The organism is Bernardetia aquimarina (assembly GCF_042180575.1).
Classification (GTDB): domain Bacteria; phylum Bacteroidota; class Bacteroidia; order Cytophagales; family Bernardetiaceae; genus Bernardetia.
Window position 1 is genome coordinate 159,255 of record NZ_CP170094.1, and the last position, 17,158, is coordinate 176,412.

The following is a 17,158-nucleotide window of genomic DNA, read 5'->3' on the forward strand; positions in this document are numbered from 1 at the left end:
TTTGGTGATTTTTCATTTTACGAATACATAAGATACAAAATAATTGTCTTTTGATGAAAAATCAGTTCTTTTTTGGTGTTTTTGCGTAGCGACATCAACAACATCATTTCGTTAAAACGATATTTTGAGATACACCCTTTTTGCATAAATTTAAAATTAAGTAATTTTGTAGTTGATGGCAATAAGTATTATTCTTTCTTAGTACCTTTGTCGTTCAATTTACTAATTTGTTTTGCTTTATGATTAGAAAAAATAGTCAATCTCTACTTTTTCTCATTTAATGAAATAGATTTTTAGTACAATAAATACTTTTATTACAAATTAATTATGTTGGTTCTACTAACTTTTAATTCGTAATTTTTAATTCGTAATTGCTTTAGCTATATGATAAAGTTTATAAAATTCATTTGGATGCTTTCCATGCTTGCTGTGATGGGTGTTCTTTTATATGAAAATGTAATTCTTCAACCTCCTGTTAGTATCAAAATTGATGATGCAGGAGGCGTTTTTAATCTTAGCAAAAATGGTTTTTTCTATCTTTTTTTAGCTGCCATTGTTGTATTTAATGGAATTCTTTTGATTTTGGGAACAGTTATTCCTACATTACCAAAAAAGTTTTTGCCCATCCCAAAGCGTAATTTTTGGTCAAAAAATCAGACTACACGTCGTATGTTATTAAAAAACTTCAAACTTTGGACAAAAGGAATAGGAATTTTTATCAATCTTTTCATAATGATATATCTAGTTTCTATTCAGATTGAAAATGGAGCTACTCCCCAATTTCCTTTTAATCCTTCTATTTTATCAACTATTGTTTTGACTCTGTTGGTAGGCTGGTTGTTCTTGTTTTTTGCTTGGTTTGGAATGAATGCTACAGCTGTTGAAAAAATGCGAGTAGAACCTCAAAATTAAAACCTCAAAAATAAAATCTATTTCTATGTGTGGAATTTTGGGTGCAATGCCTAAACAAAACCCTATTTTATTCGAAAAAGCTCTTTCTCTAATTGCTCATCGGGGTCCTGACGGTTTTGGAATATGGAATGAAGATGAGAAAATTTCATTAGGACATCGTCGTCTTTCTATTTTGGATTTATCAGAAGCTGGCAAACAGCCCATGACTTTTCTGGAACGCTACACTATTACATTTAATGGTGAAATTTTTAATTTCTTAGAAATTAAAAAAGAATTGCTCCAAAAAGGATATTCGTTTGTCTCAGAGAGTGATACCGAAGTGATTTTGGCAGCTTTCAATGAATGGAAAGAAAAATGCCTAGACAAATTTAATGGAATGTGGGCATTTGCGATTTGGGATAAAAATGAACAAACACTTTTTTTGGCGAGAGATAGATTTGGAATCAAACCTCTTTATTATTCTTTCAATGAAAAAGGATTTGTCTTTGCTTCTGAAATGAAAGCCATTTTTCCATTTTTAAAAGAGGTAAAACCTTCATCAGATTTTGAATGGTGTCAGAAAAATATTTTTAAATATGAAGCTACTGATAAAACTCTTATTGAGGGAATAAAAAGATTTCCAGCAGGACACTATGCTTTTTTCAAGAAGGAAAACACAGAAAAAAAAGAACTAAAACCTATACGTTTTTGGGAAACATTAGATAACTTAGTTGAAGTTCCCAAAACATATCAAGAACAAGTAGAAAAATTTAGAGAGCTTTTTTTAGATGCTTGCAAATTACGTATGCGTTCGGATGTACGTATCGGAACTGCACTTAGTGGAGGAATGGATTCTAGTGCTGTTATCTGTGGAATGGCTGCTATTCAAAAACAAGAAAAAGATGCAAGAGTAGCCAATGACTGGCAAAATGCCTTTGTAGCTTGTTTTAAAGATACTCCCTTTGATGAATCAGTTTACGCCAAAGAAGTTACAGATTATTTGGGTATAAATGGTGTTTTTGAAGAGATAAGTCCAACAAACGGAATTGATAATCTGGAAGACTACTTATGGCTTTTTGAAGATATTTATCTTACAAGTCCTATTCCGATGGTAGAAATTTATAAAACTATCAAAAAAAATGGTGTTACAGTAAGCATAGATGGACACGGAGCAGATGAATTACTTTCTAGTTATGGCAACCGAATTTTACTCAACGCAAAAGATACTCCTTTTTCTGTCTCAAAGATAAAACACGTTTTGAAGCTCTATGAAGGATTAAGTGAGCAAAAAAATACTTCTTTCAAAAAACGATTAAGTACTCTTATTGATACGTATGGTGGAAGAAAGCCAATGATTTTGCATTACATAAATTCTCTTACAGGTAGTAGCTTTGATGATAATTTAGGAAATGGACTTGCTTCAACAAATCCAGAGTTACAAAAGCAACTTGGTTTTTTTACAGCTCAACTTTACGAAGATTTTCATCAAACAATTTTACCTACTTTACTGAGAAACTACGACCGTTATTCTATGGCTGCAAGTGTAGAAGTCAGAATGCCGTTTATGGATTATCGTTTAGCTTCTTATTGTTTTTCTCTACCAGCAGAGTCCAAAATCAAAAATGGCTATACAAAATCTATTTTGAGAGATGCTATGAAGGATAATATGCCTCAAAATGTCGTTTGGAGAAAACCCAAAACAGGATTTAATACCCCAATCGTACAATGGTTGCAAGGAGATTGGAAGGAATTTATTTTAGATAATTTGGAATCAACAGCCTTTCAAAATTCAGATTTAATTAATCAAACAGATGTCAAAAAACAGGTTTTGAAAGTTACTAATACTCCTAATATAGCTTATTTAGAAGGAGAAAAGGCGTGGGAAATGTTGATGCCTTATTTTTGGGAAAAATCAGTTATAAAACGTAAAATTAATTAATGAGAATGTTTTGGCACAATAATTTGATTAAAGAATATAAATTATTTCCTATCAAATCATCATTTCAATCAACTATGAAAACTAAAGAAACTATAAAAATTAAGACAAGCACAAAGAATATATTTAAAATAACTTCATTTATTTTTTTATTACTTTTCATATTTTCAGCCTTCAATTTTGCAGGTCAGATGCCTGATAAATACAAAAGAAAACGTATTGGTGAAGGAGTAACACTTCTGATTCCTGATAATTTTGTAGAAATGTCTGATGAAGAAATTGCTACAAAATATTTTACTCCAAAACGTCCTTTAGCTATCTTTAGAAGCCCAGATCGAAAAGCCGAAATTGGTGTCAATTCAAGTATCTTCGAATGGGGAGAAGTAGGCTTAGAAAGTGAAATGAATATGGAGCTTTTGAAAGGATTTTATAAAGGAGCGATTGCAAATTCGTTTTATGAAAAAATAAAATTCTTAAATGATGGCGAAATTGTAAGTATTGGAGACAGAGAAGGCGTTATTTTTGAGTTTATTGGAGCAATTCCAGAAGATCCAAATGCAATTATTAATCAAGGTGGCAAGTCTCGCTATCATCAAGTTTTATATAGTGTCTATAATGGAAAAGTTTTGATTGTCAATTTTAGTGTTACTGGAACAGATTATACCTATTGGCAAGAACATGCTACCAAAATGATAACTTCTGTGAAGATTTAAGGTAAACCCATAACTTTAGTTATGGGAAAATTGCAGAAATAAATAAAACCCACAATTTTAATCGTGGGAGATACAAGATTCAAAAAAAAATGACAAAACCTTTTTCAGTAGCCAGTATGCAGGATGTTCTTTTGGCACAAGAAAACCGAACTATTTTCGAACATGTAAACTTAGAAGTAGCTAGTGGCGAATTTGTATATCTTATTGGAAAAACAGGAAGTGGAAAATCTACTATCTTAAAAGCTTTGTATGCTGATTTGCCCGTCGAAAAAGGTGAAATTGTAGTGGCTGGTTATCGTGTCAATCATTTAAAACCTTCCGAAATTCCGTTTCTTAGACGTAAAATAGGAATTGTCTTTCAAGATTTTCAATTATTTACAGACCGTAGTGTTTTTGAAAATCTCTCTTTTGTAATGCAGGCAACAGGTTGGACAGACAAAGTAGCTATTCAGCACCGAATAAATCAAATTTTGAAACAAGTAGGCATCGACGAACTTATGTACAAAATGCCTCATCAACTTTCTGGTGGAGAGCAGCAGCGTGTTGCCATTGCTAGAGCCTTATTAAATGACCCTTTGATTGTTTTGGCAGACGAACCCACAGGAAATCTTGACCCAACTATTGCCAATGATATTTTGAATGTTTTTGTAGAAATAAACAAAACAGGAACAGCCGTTTTGATGGCAACACATCACCATAATTTTTTAAAAAAACACCCTGCACGAGTTTTTTATTGTGAAGAAGGACAAGTAAAGGATATTCATAGAAGTTTGGTTATTCAGAAAATGACTGATTAAAGTTTTTTCGACAAACCCACCTTATTTTTCTTGTTTCATTCCTCAAAAGTAAGTATTTTGAAAAAAAATAACCCTTACTTATGAGCGATATTACTCCACCAAATATATTATACAAATTAGAAGATAATTTAGACACTCGTGTTAGAGATGTTTTTATTTCTTATGGAAGAGCCGAATCAAAGGCTTTTGCTACTAAATTATGTCATCAACTTACTGAAAAAGGCTATAGAGTTTGGTTTGACCAAAATGATATTCCTTTAGGTGTCGATTTTCAACATCAGATTGATGAAGGAATTGAAACGGCACATAATTTTATTTTTGTGATTGCTCCTCACGCTGTAAAATCACCTTATTGCCGAAAAGAAATTGAGTTAGCCATAAAAAGAGGAAAAAGAATTATTCCCATTCTTCATATAGAACCCACAACAAAGGAAGTTTGGGATAGAATGCACCCCACTATCGGAAAAATAAACTGGGTGTACATGAGGCAGAAATGGGAGGAAGATAAAGACCAAAATGATTATGAAACGATTGATGATTTTGATATAGGTTTTAAGGGAGTTCTCTCTTTATTAGAGCAAGAAAAAGAATACATAAAAAAACATACAGCAATACTTCTAAAAGCTATCGAATGGGAAAAAAATCATCATAATTCGATGCACTTGTTGGTAGCTAATGAAAGAAAACAAGCAGAAGAATGGTTATTTAATCGTTTTGATAGTAGCCAACCTCCTTGCTTGCCTTCTGACTTACATGTTCGTTTTATTTCTGAAGCAAAAAAGAATGCAAATAATCTTCAAACAGATGTTTTTATTGCTTCTGCTGAAAAAGAAAAAGAAAGCAACAGCATGACAAGAGAACAAGTTATTTATATGCTTGCTTTGTATGGATATACCTCTTGGACACACGTAAACGACCTAAACTCGGGTGTAGATTTTCATAAAGCCATCAAAAAAGGAGTAGAAGGAGCTGATAATCTGATTTTTCTGATTACAAAAGAATCTTTACAGTCAGAGTATTGTATGGAAGAATTGGAATATGCCATTTCTTTGAATAAAAAAATTATTCCTCTGCGCTTAGAAAAAATAAATGAAAGCGAATTTCCTGTAATCTTAAAAGATATTCAATACATAGATTTAACAGACAACAGAGAAGGCATAACACTTTCTAAAAACGAAAAAACAGATTTTGAAAAAGATATTGATGAGCTTTTAGCAATCCTTGATAACGATAAAGAATATATAGAGCGTCATAAAATCTTACTTACACAGGCTTTAAAATGGGAGCGTCAAGATAAAAATTCTTCTATGCTTTTGCGTGGACATAATCTTGAACAAGCTAAAATATGGCTCAAAATCGGTCAAAAAAGAGAAACACAATTACCTTTATCTATTCACGAAAATTTTATAAAAGAAAGTCAAGCCAAAAGCAGTTCTGAACGAACAGATGTTTTTGTTTCTTATTCCAGAACAGACGGAGATATTGCCAGAAAGCTAAATGAGAGTTTACAAATTGCAGGAAAAACCACATGGTTTGACCAAGAAAGTATTGCATCAGGAGCAGATTTTCAAACAGAAATTTATGAAGGAATTCAGAATGCTGATAATATAGTCTTTATTCTTTCGCCTGAATCTATTTTATCGCCTTATTGTGCCGATGAGGTAGAATATGCTCAGAAATTAGGAAAACGTTTTATTACACTTTTGTATAGAGAAATAAATACAGAGGAATTACATGGCGCACTTTCGGCTGTTCAATGGATAGATTTTAGAACGAATACTACGAAATTTGATAATCAGTTTGCCGAAGTTTTGCGTACCCTTGATACAGACAGAGAACACGTACAAGCACATACAAAGTGGCAAAATGAAGCCATGGAGTGGGTAGATTTTGATAAAAATAATGACTTTTTGCTGCGTGGAAATGAAGTGTTGTTAGCAAAAGAATGGATAGACGAAGCAAAACAAAATCAAAAAGTTCCTTTAGTTACAGACTTGCAAGAAGAATTCATAAAAGAAAGTCTAAATGAAGAAGGAAAAGTAAAACGGTCTATTGAAAGAAACAAACAAATTGCCATTGCAGCAGTAGCAATTATATTGGCTGTGGCAATGCTTGCAGGTTCTCAATGGTATAAATCTTACAAACATCAACAAGAATTAGCTATCAAAAATCTGATTTTTGAGTCAAAAGACATTCAAGAAACCTACCCTGACAAAGCCTTGCAACTAGCTTACGAGGCTTATAATTCTGATAAAAAGACATCTTCATTAGCTATAATGAATCTATATTACATTATAGAAGATGCTAATTTGGTTTCTACTCCTATTTTTATAGACCTTAAAGCTGATGATTCGGCTTTCTATTCTATTACTTCAAAGAATAAATATCGCTCTCTTACTGTTGATAGAAATAATATTGCTCTTTTTGACCAATATGCAGGTATGATTAAAAATCTTGAAAAAGACAAACCTAATTCCTATAAAAATAGAATTCAAGCTACTTATTTGGATAATGCTCAAGAACAGTATATATCAGAAGGATATACTCAAAGAACAATTAAAGAGCCTAATTTTCTAGCTATATCAAAAGACGGTAAAAATATAATTGCCCACTCCGACAATGGAGAACTAATTCTATTTGATGAAGAAGGAAACAGGCTTAGAAAAATTACTACAACAGAAGAAATAGGGTATAGTAAGATAGGTTTTTTGGAAACACGAGATAGTCTGCTTATCGTTTTATTTGAAAATGATTATGATATACACACTACTCCTAAAAGATTTACGCTTTTCGATACTTTAGGAAACATACTACGTACTGAGGAAAATTTGGATTGGAGCGTAGAAAAAGACTTGAATAAAGAATTAGTAGAGCTATGGAATACTAATCAAACCTATATAGCTACAATGACTACTCCCTTCAAAAAAAATATTGAGGTTAATTTAGGAGAATATTTTCTGATAAATGATACTGATAAAGACGAATGGAAGCTAGTAAAGAAGACAAAAAAAGATTCTGTAATTGCAAATTACGATTTTCCTATAACTGCGAATTTCTCCCTTCTTGACACTAATAATTTTGTTGTTTACAAAAACAACACATCTTACATTATTACTTTTCCAGCAAAAATAAAATCTATTCTTGACAAAATTGCTCCTCTTTCTGCTGAAGAAAAAATAAAATATCAAGTAGCCAAATTAGATGATTACAGAAAAGTACCAGCAGAGGTAGCTGATATGATAGCTAAAGGAATTCTATTTCTGACTGTCTTTTTGTTAAGCATTTTGGTATTAAATTATCTGAATATGCTCTTTTTAGCACAAAAATACTTCAAAATTATCATATATCTGTTTGTTGGTTTTTTTATTGGAGTAGGGTGGTTTATTTTAATTATGGATGATAGTTATGTTATTCCTGTGGCATTTTCTTCTGGGATTTCTTTGTGTATTGCAGGATTGTTTTTTGGATTACAAGATTTAAAAAGAAAACTTTATTTTAATGGAATACTCTATACAATAGTAGCTATTGTTTTGGCTATATCTTCATTATCATTGTTCCATTATACCTATCGTGCTACAGATTTTACAGCTACACTTTCTCATGCTTTTGGAGGAGTAAATATTTTTATATGGTTAGTGGTAGGCATTACATGGTTTGCTTCTGAAAAAGCAGCTAAAGAATTTTCCCAGCGCAATTTCAATTACTTTGCCGATTGGATAGGTATTTTAGTTTCTACACTATCATTTTTTATTGTTTCTGCAATTACAAAGTTGTCCTTCAATAGTGGTTTATCGTTTTATTTTATTTTATTGGTGTTCCCATTTATCTATCTTTTAAGAACATTTATTCATCAATATGTACTCTACACCTACCAAAAAGCTAAATATAGTTTGGCTATTTTGAGAATGTATATACCAGCCATTATTATAGCAATACCTTTTAGTATGGGTGCAATTATAGAACTCAATGGAGGTACTGGAGGAGGCTCAAATGATTTACTTATTATTTCAGGCTTTTTATTAGCAATTTATATATTTATTTTATATATTTTTACTATTTTTGTTGCATTTAAGCAAAAAGACAAATTAAATCTAATTACTAATTTCTTTTTTTGGTGGACAATACTATTACTTATTTTTGTAGTTGTTCCTTCAGTTGATTCAGAAAACTCTCTTATATTTGTTATAACAATTTTGGTTGTTTGGCTTGCACCTCTTATTTGGCAATTATACAAATTCTTCAAAAGCCGAAACATCGAAAAGCAACAAACAGTTGTATCAGAACAAATAATAAGATAATTTTGAAAAATAAAAAATGAGTAAAGAAAAAGATAAAAATACCTATTGGAAAGACCTAAAAGAAGCTACCCAAACCACAGCAAAGGGAATGGGTTTGACGTGGGAACATTTTCAAAAATCTATACAAAGTCTAGCCAAAACAGAAAAAAATAATAGTGGAAGTGCTTCTGCTGCTCAAAATCAATCTTTTGATAAAAATAATATTTCTAATTTAGGAGTAGTTACAAATCGTTATCCACACGAGATGATGCCTATTCCTGACAATGGACGTTACAAATTGCATAATGAAATTGAGGATTGTATTGTTTGTAATAAATGTGTTGAGGTTTGTCCAGTAAATTGTATAGAAATTGATGCAATTCGTGGAACAGAACAGGTGGGAAGAGCTTCTGATGGTTCGCCGATTCGTTTTTATGCTGCCAAATTTGATATTGATATGGCAAAATGTTGTTTTTGTGGTTTGTGTACAGTAGTTTGTCCAACTGAATGCCTAACAATGACAAAAGAATTTGATTTTAGTGAAACCGATATTTCCAAAATGAATTATGAGTTTGGAAACCTTAGCAAAGAAGAAGCTACTCAAAAACAAAAAGAATGGGATGATTTTCAAGCTCAAAAAGAAAGTGAAAAAGCAGCTAAAAAAACTATTCAGAAAACTATTTCTAAGCCACTTCCTAAAATAAAGAAAACCGAAACAACACAATCAGAAGAGAAGAAAACAATCAAAAAACCTACTATCAAAATCAAAAAAATTGTTCCACAAGTAAAGACAGAAAAAATAACAGAAGAATCAAAAGAGGAGAAAAAAACAGTAATTAAACCCAAGTTAAAACCTATTAAGATAAAACTGCCCTCTTCAAAGACAGAATCAACTGAAAACAAACCTGCTCAAAAAATTGAAAAACAAGAAATTAAAAAGGTAATCAAAATAAAACTCCCCAAACCAAAAACAGAGACTAAAAATGATAATTTAGATACAGAAACAGAATAATATAAAAAAACGTTTTTCTTTGGTAAAAACATACTAATTCCCAACCCTAACCCCCACAAAAAAAGTACGAGGTGCAGCACTTCCATAAACATAATTACTATCTCTATTTTTTCCACTATCAAAATCATTTTGATAGGCATTGAATAGATTTTTTATTCCTCCAAAAAGCTGTAATTTTGATTGTGTTTTCTTCAAATCAAAGTCATAACTCGTTCTGAAGCTAAATTCGGTAAATGTATCAGAAGTTTTATATTCATCAATGGTTTGTTCGGGTGCGCCTGCAAAATGAATAAGCTGCATTTTTCCTGTATAAACTATATTCATATTCAGAGAAAAACGTTTGTTTGGTGTAAATGAAAATGTTGCAAAACCGTAATCATTTGGCGTTCTTAAAAACTCTCTTTTGAGTTCTAAGCCTTCAATATTCTCTACCGGCTCATCAAAAAGACTTTTTTGAAGTGTAAAACCGACTTCTAACTGTGCTTTTTTATTATAATTGGCTCGTGTTTCTAGCGTAATTCCTTGAACAGTTGCGCCATCTCCATTTCGTTTTTCAAATTTTTGTCCAAAATTATCTTCTCCATTTGGCGACAAATAAAAGGCATTATCAAGTTTTGTATAAAAACCTTCTACCGTAAAACCTGCAATGAAATTTTCAGTTGATTTATCATAATTTATCGACGTGCTAAAACTATTCGAACGCTCTTGTTTTAGATTATCAGCTAGACTAATTCTTGAAATTCCACCTCCTGCAAAAGCAATGTGCATATCAGCATCAAATGCCTGTGGCGCACGAAAACCTGTACTCCAAGTAGCACGAAGCTGCATTTGAGATTTTATTTTATACAAAAAAGACAAACGAGGACTAAAAATAGGATTCTCTAAAAAATTATGTTTGTCCATTCTGATTCCTGAAAGTAAATTTAATTTGTTGGTAATCTGCCAATCACTTTGAAGAAAAGTGCCTAGATTCTGTGTAGTTTGGTCAATTTTATAATTATAAGAATCAATTACATCCAAAACATCATCAGTTACATATTCAGAACCAAAAGTCAAAATATTACTTCCTCCTAAAAAACTTGAAAGACTATGATTGAACTGAAAACCTGCTTGATACGTCGTGTTTTTTGATGTTCCATAAGGTGGATTTTCTAAATGATTTTGATAGGCTTCTGTTTCTTCTGCATCTGGAAAAATACCTGTATAATGTTTTCTATCTGTATTTTGAGTAGCCAAATAAGCAATAAAAGAAGAATTTCCACCATTAAAATTGATTTGATAATCAATATTTCCTACCAAAACATTATGCGTTCGTTCTTCTGCTTGTAAGGCTTGATGTGCTGCTTTGTCTGTCATTTCTCCTCCAAAACGATATTCATTGATACTACTAAAACTGACTTCTAATTTTTGATTATCAGTAGGACGAAAAAACAGATTTGCACCAAAAGAATTATTTTCTAGTTTTGGCAATTCTGAAAAATTATCTCCATTGTGATCGTAAAAATCTCGTTTTCTATTATTGATAAAAAAAGAAACTCCTGCATTTTTTTTCTCTGTCAGAACAGTTGCATTTCCTGTAATTATATTATCATTACTTTGTCCATTTATAGATTGAAAAGTATAAGCTAAATTGTAATTATTTTCTTTCGGAATCTTTGTAATAACATTCACAACGCCACCAATCGCACTAGAGCCATACAAAACCGAACCACCACCACGCACAATTTCGATGCGCTCAATCATATTTACTGGCAGTTGTTCCATTCCATACAATCCCATCAACGGACTAAAAATAGGGCGACCATTTATCAAAATCTGTGAATAGCCACCAGCAAGTCCGTTCATTCGAAGCTGTGTATAATTACACGTTTGACAATCTGTTTCTACTCTCAAACCTGCTTGAAATTTCAGACCTTCCGACAAATTACAAGATTGCGTATTTATCAAAGTTTTGCTGTCGATAATGTCGACCATAACGGCAGCATCTGTTTGTTTTTTCTCTGTTCGTGTTGCCGTAACTACAATCTGATTTAGTTCTGAAACAGATTCTTTCAAATCAAAATTAACTTCCAAAACTGGACTTTCTTCATTCAAAACAATTATTTTACTTTGTGTTTCAAATCCTAAATAAGAAGCTAGTAATGTATAATTTCCAAAAGGAATAGATTTTAATTCATAGTTTCCATTTTTATCGGTTGTTGTTCCGACTATTTTATCATTTATTTTTTCTTTTATCTGAATGGTTGCAAAACCAATAATTGAACCTTCCAAGGTTATTTTTCCTTTTATAGAAGTAATTGGAGAATCTTTTTGAGCAAAAAGTAAGGTAGAAAAGCTACAAAAAAATAAGAAAAAGCTGCAAATTAAAGTTTTTGAATTCATAAAAGTCGGATTTATTGTAACACAGATTACCTAGCCCATACAAAATAGTTTTATTAGACTGGCTGCAAATATTTGATAATGCAAATATACAAAGTTAGATTAGTCTAACAAATTTTTCAAAAGATTATTTGCAATAAATTTAGTAGATTTGATGTATATGGTTATTTATGTATTTTTGTAGAATATAACTGCACAGTTGGAAGTTGAATACATATTGTTCACTCATTTAAAAATGATAGAGGAAGGGGGGTATTCTTTAAATAAATGAATTTCATTATGATTCAAAAACGAGCTTTTAAAAGTCTTTTACTAGCTTTATTTTTCTTAAATAGTAGCTTTATTTTGGCGCAAAATGAAACGTATTGGGCAATTACAGAGGCTTTTCCTGTAAGAAATGATACGACAATTATAGATGCTGATTATAGAAAGGTTTTAGAAAAAGTTAGACAAAAAATAAAACCATTTATAATTCAAAAGAAAGACAAAAAAATCTATTGGTCAGATTGTATAAATGAAGAAAATAAAGATTGTTCTCAAACCAAACTACCACGATATTATCGTAAAACGGAAATAATAGGCGATTCGTTACTTTATATCAAGATTCGTGTTTCTAGGAAAAAGAAAGAAGATTTCTTTTTGATTTATAGGAAGGTAGAAAAAGAAATTCCTAAAGAAGAGATATTAAAATTCACATATGCTTATCTAAATCATAAAGATAGTTTGATTCTATTTCTCAAAGGCAAAGAAACTTATTTTAATGTTAAGCATTATTTTGGAAATATTTATACTGTTAAATTTGAGCAATATGGAGAATCAAAAGAGTACTTTACACTTTTTTCTATTAAAGATGAGATTCTGACTGTCTTATATTTAGAAGACAAAAATGAAAAAAGTGGCTATTTAGCAATAAATTGGCTCTTAGAATTTGAAGACTATATCATTTTTGTTGAACCAGAAGTTAGATATATACAAACAAAAGAAAATATAGGTCTTTTTCTGAATGCTCAAAAAAGGAAAATTTTCACTTGGTACTTTACACTAAATAAATAATGAAAAAAATATTTTTCACATTGCTACTATTTTTAGTTACTCACTTTAGCTTTGCTGACACATCTTACTGGGTTTATTATGAATCTGTATTGTGCTATACTTGGCCACCTAATGATGGAAGTTGGGGAGGAAGTGGAGATGAGGGTTCTGATGATGTTGAAGTAGAAATAACTTATCCATTAGATTTTATAATAATGGAAGATTCTACTTTTCAACTTACATATTGTATAGATTGCAAGTTACATTCTTCTGAATATTTACTAAAAATTTACGACTACAAATTCGTAGGAGATAGTATTCTAGAATTTTATACAAGACAAATAACAGGTTTACATTACACCTATGTAGATCGTGTTTTTCAATATAAAAAAATAAATCCTAGTATAAACTTAGATTTGAATACTCTATTAAAAAATAATCCGAAAGTATTTAGAAATGAAAAAAGTTTATTATTTCAAGATATCAATTTGTTAGGTTTGCCAGATAGTCTTACAGAAAAAAAGCTATTTTATCGTCTTGAACAAGATATAGGGAATATGTATAATGTATATGTAGAAGATAAAAAAGGTAGTCGTTATACTTTTGATATTCTGTTTTATCTAATTGATAAAAAGTTATATTATGAAACAATTTCTTCTGCACCTTCACATGACTGTGGCGATTGTACAATAGAAGAAGCAAAAAAAGAAATACAATTAGTAACTAGAAACAGATGGAAATTATTAGAGTGACTGACTCTCTAAGATTCTACTCCCAAAAAACACCATCCACTAGCCATTTATTTCCTACATAAAGCTGTTTACATAAAAAATAAGCATAATGAACTCGTTTAGGAATTCTTTTTTCTTCCTTAAAATTTTGATGAATAAACTGTCTTTGATAGGCTGAAAGTGTGATTTTCGGACTCTTTTTAAGAACATTCAAAACATCGTGAATCTTAAATTTGGCTATTAGTTTATTAATTTCAATTCCTGATTTCTCGGCAGGAACATACAAAGAAATGTAGGCAGATTGAAAAAAATAACGGTCTTTTTCTACATCATAAACAACCTCATTTTCAATCTCTAAAAGCGAAATATCCGACATATAAAAAAACTTAGTAGAAGGATTTGTATAAAGTTCATTTATTTCCAAAAGCTCTTTGGCTTGCTCATTTCTATATTTTTCTAATTCAGCTACTTGCTCTAAAGAAATTCCTATTTTGACTTGTTCATCAGTAATATTCAGTATTTCTGCTGGCGATTTTTCTTTCTTTACTTTCAATAAATTTGATTTAATTTCCATAAAATCAATTTCCTTTTCATAAAAATTTCCTTTTTCTGCATTGTAACTTGCTTGATAGGCTTGCAAATTTCCTTTTTCTACTGCTTCTAAAAGAATTTTAGAGATTTCTTGATTATCTTGAAATAATGATTGATTTACATTTTCGTTTAAATGAATTTCTGTTCTGACATAATAGGCTAATTTGTCTAAAGAACGATTACTATTTGCATTGATGGAATTATCTTTATAAAAAGGCTCATCGTTCAAATCTTCATTTTGCCAAACTATATTTTCAGTTTCAAAATAGAGGTTTCGCAATGCTTTTGTATAAGTAGTTATTTTTTGGTTGGTCAAATCTGATTTTTTAGTAGAAGAAATGAAAAAAGGCTTTATATCTTCCACCAAAAAAGCAGCAACAGGTTTCAAATAATCACTTTTTGTATTCCAAATCGTAATCCATTTTGAAGTAAAAAAATCATGAGAATCTTTTGTAGGAATTCTATCATCGATATTTTGAATTCTGATTTCTCCAATGGGTGCATCTGTAAGCGAGTTCCAACGACTCAAAAACTGGTCAGCACTCATTTTTTGAGGTTCTTTCAACTGCTTTTTTTGTCCTTTTTCTTTCTTTTTATAGCCAAACTCTTCTAAATCGTAAGGCGTAACTTTTTCACTTTTGACAAGCTGTGCCAATTTCTGACTAATTTTAGCTTGCTGACTCTCATCTGCTAAAAACAAATTTTCAAAAAAACTATTACTTTCTTCCTCTATATTATCATTTTGAGTAGGAATCCAAACGCTGCGATGGTCATTATCCAAAAAATATTTTGCATCTTCATAACGAAACGAAACAACAGGTTGAGGCTTTGCATCTGAAAAATACTTTCCTGCTACTAACAAATGCAAATACTGAATATGAATCGTTTTGGTTGAATTCATTGTACTCTCTACATAATCAATTCCCAAAATACTAAGTTGATCAGTAGAAAGTGTCTGAAATTTATTCATATACTCAGTTTCCAAACGCTCTACTTTTATCGTTTTGTCTTCTTTATAATCTACCTTATAAACTGGTAATTCTCCATTTTTAGCTCCTTCAAAAAGAAGTTTTGTAATCTGTTTGTCAGATTGAAAAAAACCTTCATTTACTTTGCTTTTCAAATTTATTAATTTAAAAAATCGTTTATTTTGTTCATTTGTATTTTGTGCTATTGTTTCAAAATTAAATAATAAAGCAAATAATAGAATATAAAAACAGCAGATAGGTAGTTTCATATAGAAATTTTATGATTTGTATAAATGATAGTATTTTTTTATATTCTAAGAGAATAATTTAGTAGAATAAAAAAAGCAAAAACTAACTCAATCATGAATTAATTTTTGCTTGTTTTGCTTTTTCGTCTTCTTCTTTTCTATCAGCATTGAGTTGCAGGATAAGATGTGTAAAAGCAGCACCTAGACCAATTAGAACAAGTGAAATTGTAAAAAGAGGAAATCCAAGTTCCATTTTTTTGTCTAACCAATTTCCTCCAAAACCTCCTAAAAGTACAGCACCTATCATCTCCATTCCAATACTAGAATATTTGATATACTTATTAGAGCCTTTTTGTAATGCCTCTTCTCTTTTTTTGGAAGCAACATTTATTTTTTCAGTATAAGAATTTTTGAAAGTAGTTTCGGGTTCTATCTTTTCTATAGATGTTTCTGTATGAATCTTATCAGTAGTAAAGTTTCTATCCAATTCCTCTTCAAATTCTCTATCTAATTTGTATTCAGTTTCTTTTAGTTCTTGGTAAAACTTATCTTTCAAACTAGAAAACTCATCAGAAGAATTATTTTCTGAATTATCTTGATGTTTGGAGTTCTCGTTCTGATTTTTGTTCGATTTGTCGTTCATTCTTTTTGCCGTTTAGTCCAGAGTTAGAAGTTCCATTTAAAGCTGAGTTGGATAATGAAGTATTTACCTTCGGAGCTTCTCCTACTTTGCATTGTCCATTTATTTTAGCCCCTGGTTCAGTTATCATACGTAAAGCACACACATCACCATTAATAACAGCATTTGCTTTTAGTATAAGTAATTCAGCAATAAAAAGGTTTCCTGTAACTTCACCTTCTATTTCGGCATTACTAGATACCAAATTACCTTTTAAGTTAGAACCACTTCCTAATGCTACTTTAGATTTAGAAGTAATATTTCCATTGATTTCTCCATCAATTCGAATATTTCCTTGTGTTATTAAGTCACCTATAATCTTAGTGCCTTTGCCTATAATATTATTTGCTTCTACTTCTGCTGAATTTGTTGTTTGTTTTTTTGATTGGAACATAGCCATAATTAGTGTTTATTTTGTAGTAAATGCAGTTTTTATGTAAAAACAATTTTTTATTGTTTTATATAAATACTTTAATAAATTTCTTGTAAATTTTTATAATTTATAGGTATAGGAATTTTAGAATACTATTTATTAATTAGTTTTTTTTAGAACAGTACTTGATTTGTTGATTTTTTAGTGTAAAAACATCAAAACAGACACTTGTATCTAATTTTATATGTTATTTTTCTTAAATAATTTCTTGTCTAATAACAAATATAATCAAATCAAATGAGTTTTAGAAAAAATATAGATTTGAAACTTTTGACTAAGATAGAATAATTTGAGTTGTTATTTTTGTAATTGATAAGGCAATTTGAATTTTTTCTTTTAAAAATACAAATAATCAATCAATTAAATGAATTTATACAGCTAATTTATTTTGTAAAAACTCATTTTATCAAAAAAAGACTTCCATATTTGAACGTGAAAGTCTTTTTTAAAATTGTATTATAAAACAATTAA

At 30.3% G+C, this 17,158-nt stretch carries 13 protein-coding genes; 8 read left to right on the forward strand and 5 right to left on the reverse strand.

Annotation, left to right across the window (positions count from 1 at the left end; all coding sequences use genetic code 11):
- Positions 1-17: 17 nt before the first annotated feature.
- Positions 18-146 carry a hypothetical protein gene (locus ACE193_RS00680; protein ID WP_375561101.1) on the reverse strand — a complete coding sequence of 43 codons (129 nt, stop codon included), beginning with the start codon at positions 144-146 and terminating at the stop codon, positions 18-20.
- Between the two features lie 238 nt (positions 147-384).
- Here ACE193_RS00680 and ACE193_RS00685 point away from each other — a divergent pair, with 238 nt between their 5' ends.
- The 6 genes from ACE193_RS00685 to ACE193_RS00710 all read left to right on the forward strand — a co-directional run bounded on the left by ACE193_RS00685 (position 385) and on the right by ACE193_RS00710 (position 9,626).
- The gene (locus tag ACE193_RS00685; RefSeq protein ID WP_375561102.1) at positions 385-912 is read left to right on the forward strand and encodes a hypothetical protein; all 528 of its coding nucleotides are present in this window, start codon (positions 385-387) and stop codon (positions 910-912) included.
- A 25-nt stretch (positions 913-937) separates the two neighbouring features.
- Positions 938-2,830 (forward strand): asparagine synthase (glutamine-hydrolyzing), encoded by a 1,893-nt coding sequence (gene asnB / locus ACE193_RS00690; RefSeq protein ID WP_375561103.1) that lies wholly within the window; start codon positions 938-940, stop codon positions 2,828-2,830.
- A gap of 74 nt (positions 2,831-2,904) precedes the next feature.
- Entirely contained in the window at positions 2,905-3,540 is a 636-nt protein-coding gene (locus ACE193_RS00695; RefSeq protein WP_375561104.1) for a hypothetical protein, read from the forward strand.
- Between the two features lie 89 nt (positions 3,541-3,629).
- A complete protein-coding gene (locus ACE193_RS00700) occupies positions 3,630-4,337 on the forward strand; it encodes a cell division ATP-binding protein FtsE (RefSeq protein ID WP_375561105.1) in 708 nt (235 codons plus the stop codon).
- 80 nt (positions 4,338-4,417) lie between these two features.
- On the forward strand, positions 4,418-8,635 hold the full coding sequence (locus tag ACE193_RS00705; RefSeq protein ID WP_375561106.1) for a TIR domain-containing protein: 4,218 nt from the start codon (positions 4,418-4,420) through the stop codon (positions 8,633-8,635).
- A 16-nt stretch (positions 8,636-8,651) separates the two neighbouring features.
- On the forward strand, positions 8,652-9,626 hold the full coding sequence (locus ACE193_RS00710) for a 4Fe-4S dicluster domain-containing protein (protein WP_375561107.1): 975 nt from the start codon (positions 8,652-8,654) through the stop codon (positions 9,624-9,626).
- A gap of 33 nt (positions 9,627-9,659) precedes the next feature.
- Here ACE193_RS00710 and ACE193_RS00715 read toward each other — a convergent pair whose 3' ends face one another.
- A complete protein-coding gene (locus ACE193_RS00715) occupies positions 9,660-12,008 on the reverse strand; it encodes a TonB-dependent receptor domain-containing protein (RefSeq protein ID WP_375561108.1) in 2,349 nt (782 codons plus the stop codon).
- A 276-nt stretch (positions 12,009-12,284) separates the two neighbouring features.
- On the opposite strand from ACE193_RS00715, the gene ACE193_RS00720 reads away from it, so the two are divergent.
- Positions 12,285-13,058 (forward strand): hypothetical protein, encoded by a 774-nt coding sequence (locus ACE193_RS00720; protein ID WP_375561109.1) that lies wholly within the window; start codon positions 12,285-12,287, stop codon positions 13,056-13,058.
- Complete coding sequence (locus ACE193_RS00725; RefSeq protein ID WP_375561110.1) at positions 13,058-13,789, forward strand: hypothetical protein; 732 nt, start codon at positions 13,058-13,060, stop codon at positions 13,787-13,789. The genes ACE193_RS00720 and ACE193_RS00725 overlap by 1 nt, the downstream gene beginning before the upstream one ends.
- Positions 13,790-13,805: 16 nt before the next feature.
- Here ACE193_RS00725 and ACE193_RS00730 read toward each other — a convergent pair whose 3' ends face one another.
- The 3 genes from ACE193_RS00730 to ACE193_RS00740 all read right to left on the reverse strand — a co-directional run bounded on the left by ACE193_RS00730 (position 13,806) and on the right by ACE193_RS00740 (position 16,648).
- Positions 13,806-15,596 (reverse strand): hypothetical protein, encoded by a 1,791-nt coding sequence (locus tag ACE193_RS00730; RefSeq protein ID WP_375561111.1) that lies wholly within the window; start codon positions 15,594-15,596, stop codon positions 13,806-13,808.
- A 91-nt stretch (positions 15,597-15,687) separates the two neighbouring features.
- The gene (locus tag ACE193_RS00735; RefSeq protein WP_375561112.1) at positions 15,688-16,218 is read right to left on the reverse strand and encodes an AtpZ/AtpI family protein; all 531 of its coding nucleotides are present in this window, start codon (positions 16,216-16,218) and stop codon (positions 15,688-15,690) included.
- Positions 16,166-16,648, reverse strand: coding sequence for a polymer-forming cytoskeletal protein (locus ACE193_RS00740; RefSeq protein WP_375561113.1), 483 nt, complete (start codon positions 16,646-16,648; stop codon positions 16,166-16,168). The genes ACE193_RS00735 and ACE193_RS00740 overlap by 53 nt, the downstream gene beginning before the upstream one ends.
- Between the last annotated feature and the right edge of the window lie 510 nt (positions 16,649-17,158).

What these genes read in the sequence shown, in the direction of transcription:
- ACE193_RS00680 (WP_375561101.1), bottom strand. Translation starts at nt 146, where the DNA reads ATGCAAAAAGGGTGTATCTCAAAATATCGTTTTAACGAAATGATGTTG.
- ACE193_RS00685 (WP_375561102.1), top strand. Translation starts at nt 385, where the DNA reads ATGATAAAGTTTATAAAATTCATTTGGATGCTTTCCATGCTTGCTGTG.
- asnB (WP_375561103.1), top strand. Translation starts at nt 938, where the DNA reads ATGTGTGGAATTTTGGGTGCAATGCCTAAACAAAACCCTATTTTATTC.
- ACE193_RS00695 (WP_375561104.1), top strand. Translation starts at nt 2,905, where the DNA reads ATGAAAACTAAAGAAACTATAAAAATTAAGACAAGCACAAAGAATATA.
- ACE193_RS00700 (WP_375561105.1), top strand. Translation starts at nt 3,630, where the DNA reads ATGACAAAACCTTTTTCAGTAGCCAGTATGCAGGATGTTCTTTTGGCA.
- ACE193_RS00705 (WP_375561106.1), top strand. Translation starts at nt 4,418, where the DNA reads ATGAGCGATATTACTCCACCAAATATATTATACAAATTAGAAGATAAT.
- ACE193_RS00710 (WP_375561107.1), top strand. Translation starts at nt 8,652, where the DNA reads ATGAGTAAAGAAAAAGATAAAAATACCTATTGGAAAGACCTAAAAGAA.
- ACE193_RS00715 (WP_375561108.1), bottom strand. Translation starts at nt 12,008, where the DNA reads ATGAATTCAAAAACTTTAATTTGCAGCTTTTTCTTATTTTTTTGTAGC.
- ACE193_RS00720 (WP_375561109.1), top strand. Translation starts at nt 12,285, where the DNA reads ATGATTCAAAAACGAGCTTTTAAAAGTCTTTTACTAGCTTTATTTTTC.
- ACE193_RS00725 (WP_375561110.1), top strand. Translation starts at nt 13,058, where the DNA reads ATGAAAAAAATATTTTTCACATTGCTACTATTTTTAGTTACTCACTTT.
- ACE193_RS00730 (WP_375561111.1), bottom strand. Translation starts at nt 15,596, where the DNA reads ATGAAACTACCTATCTGCTGTTTTTATATTCTATTATTTGCTTTATTA.
- ACE193_RS00735 (WP_375561112.1), bottom strand. Translation starts at nt 16,218, where the DNA reads ATGAACGACAAATCGAACAAAAATCAGAACGAGAACTCCAAACATCAA.
- ACE193_RS00740 (WP_375561113.1), bottom strand. Translation starts at nt 16,648, where the DNA reads ATGTTCCAATCAAAAAAACAAACAACAAATTCAGCAGAAGTAGAAGCA.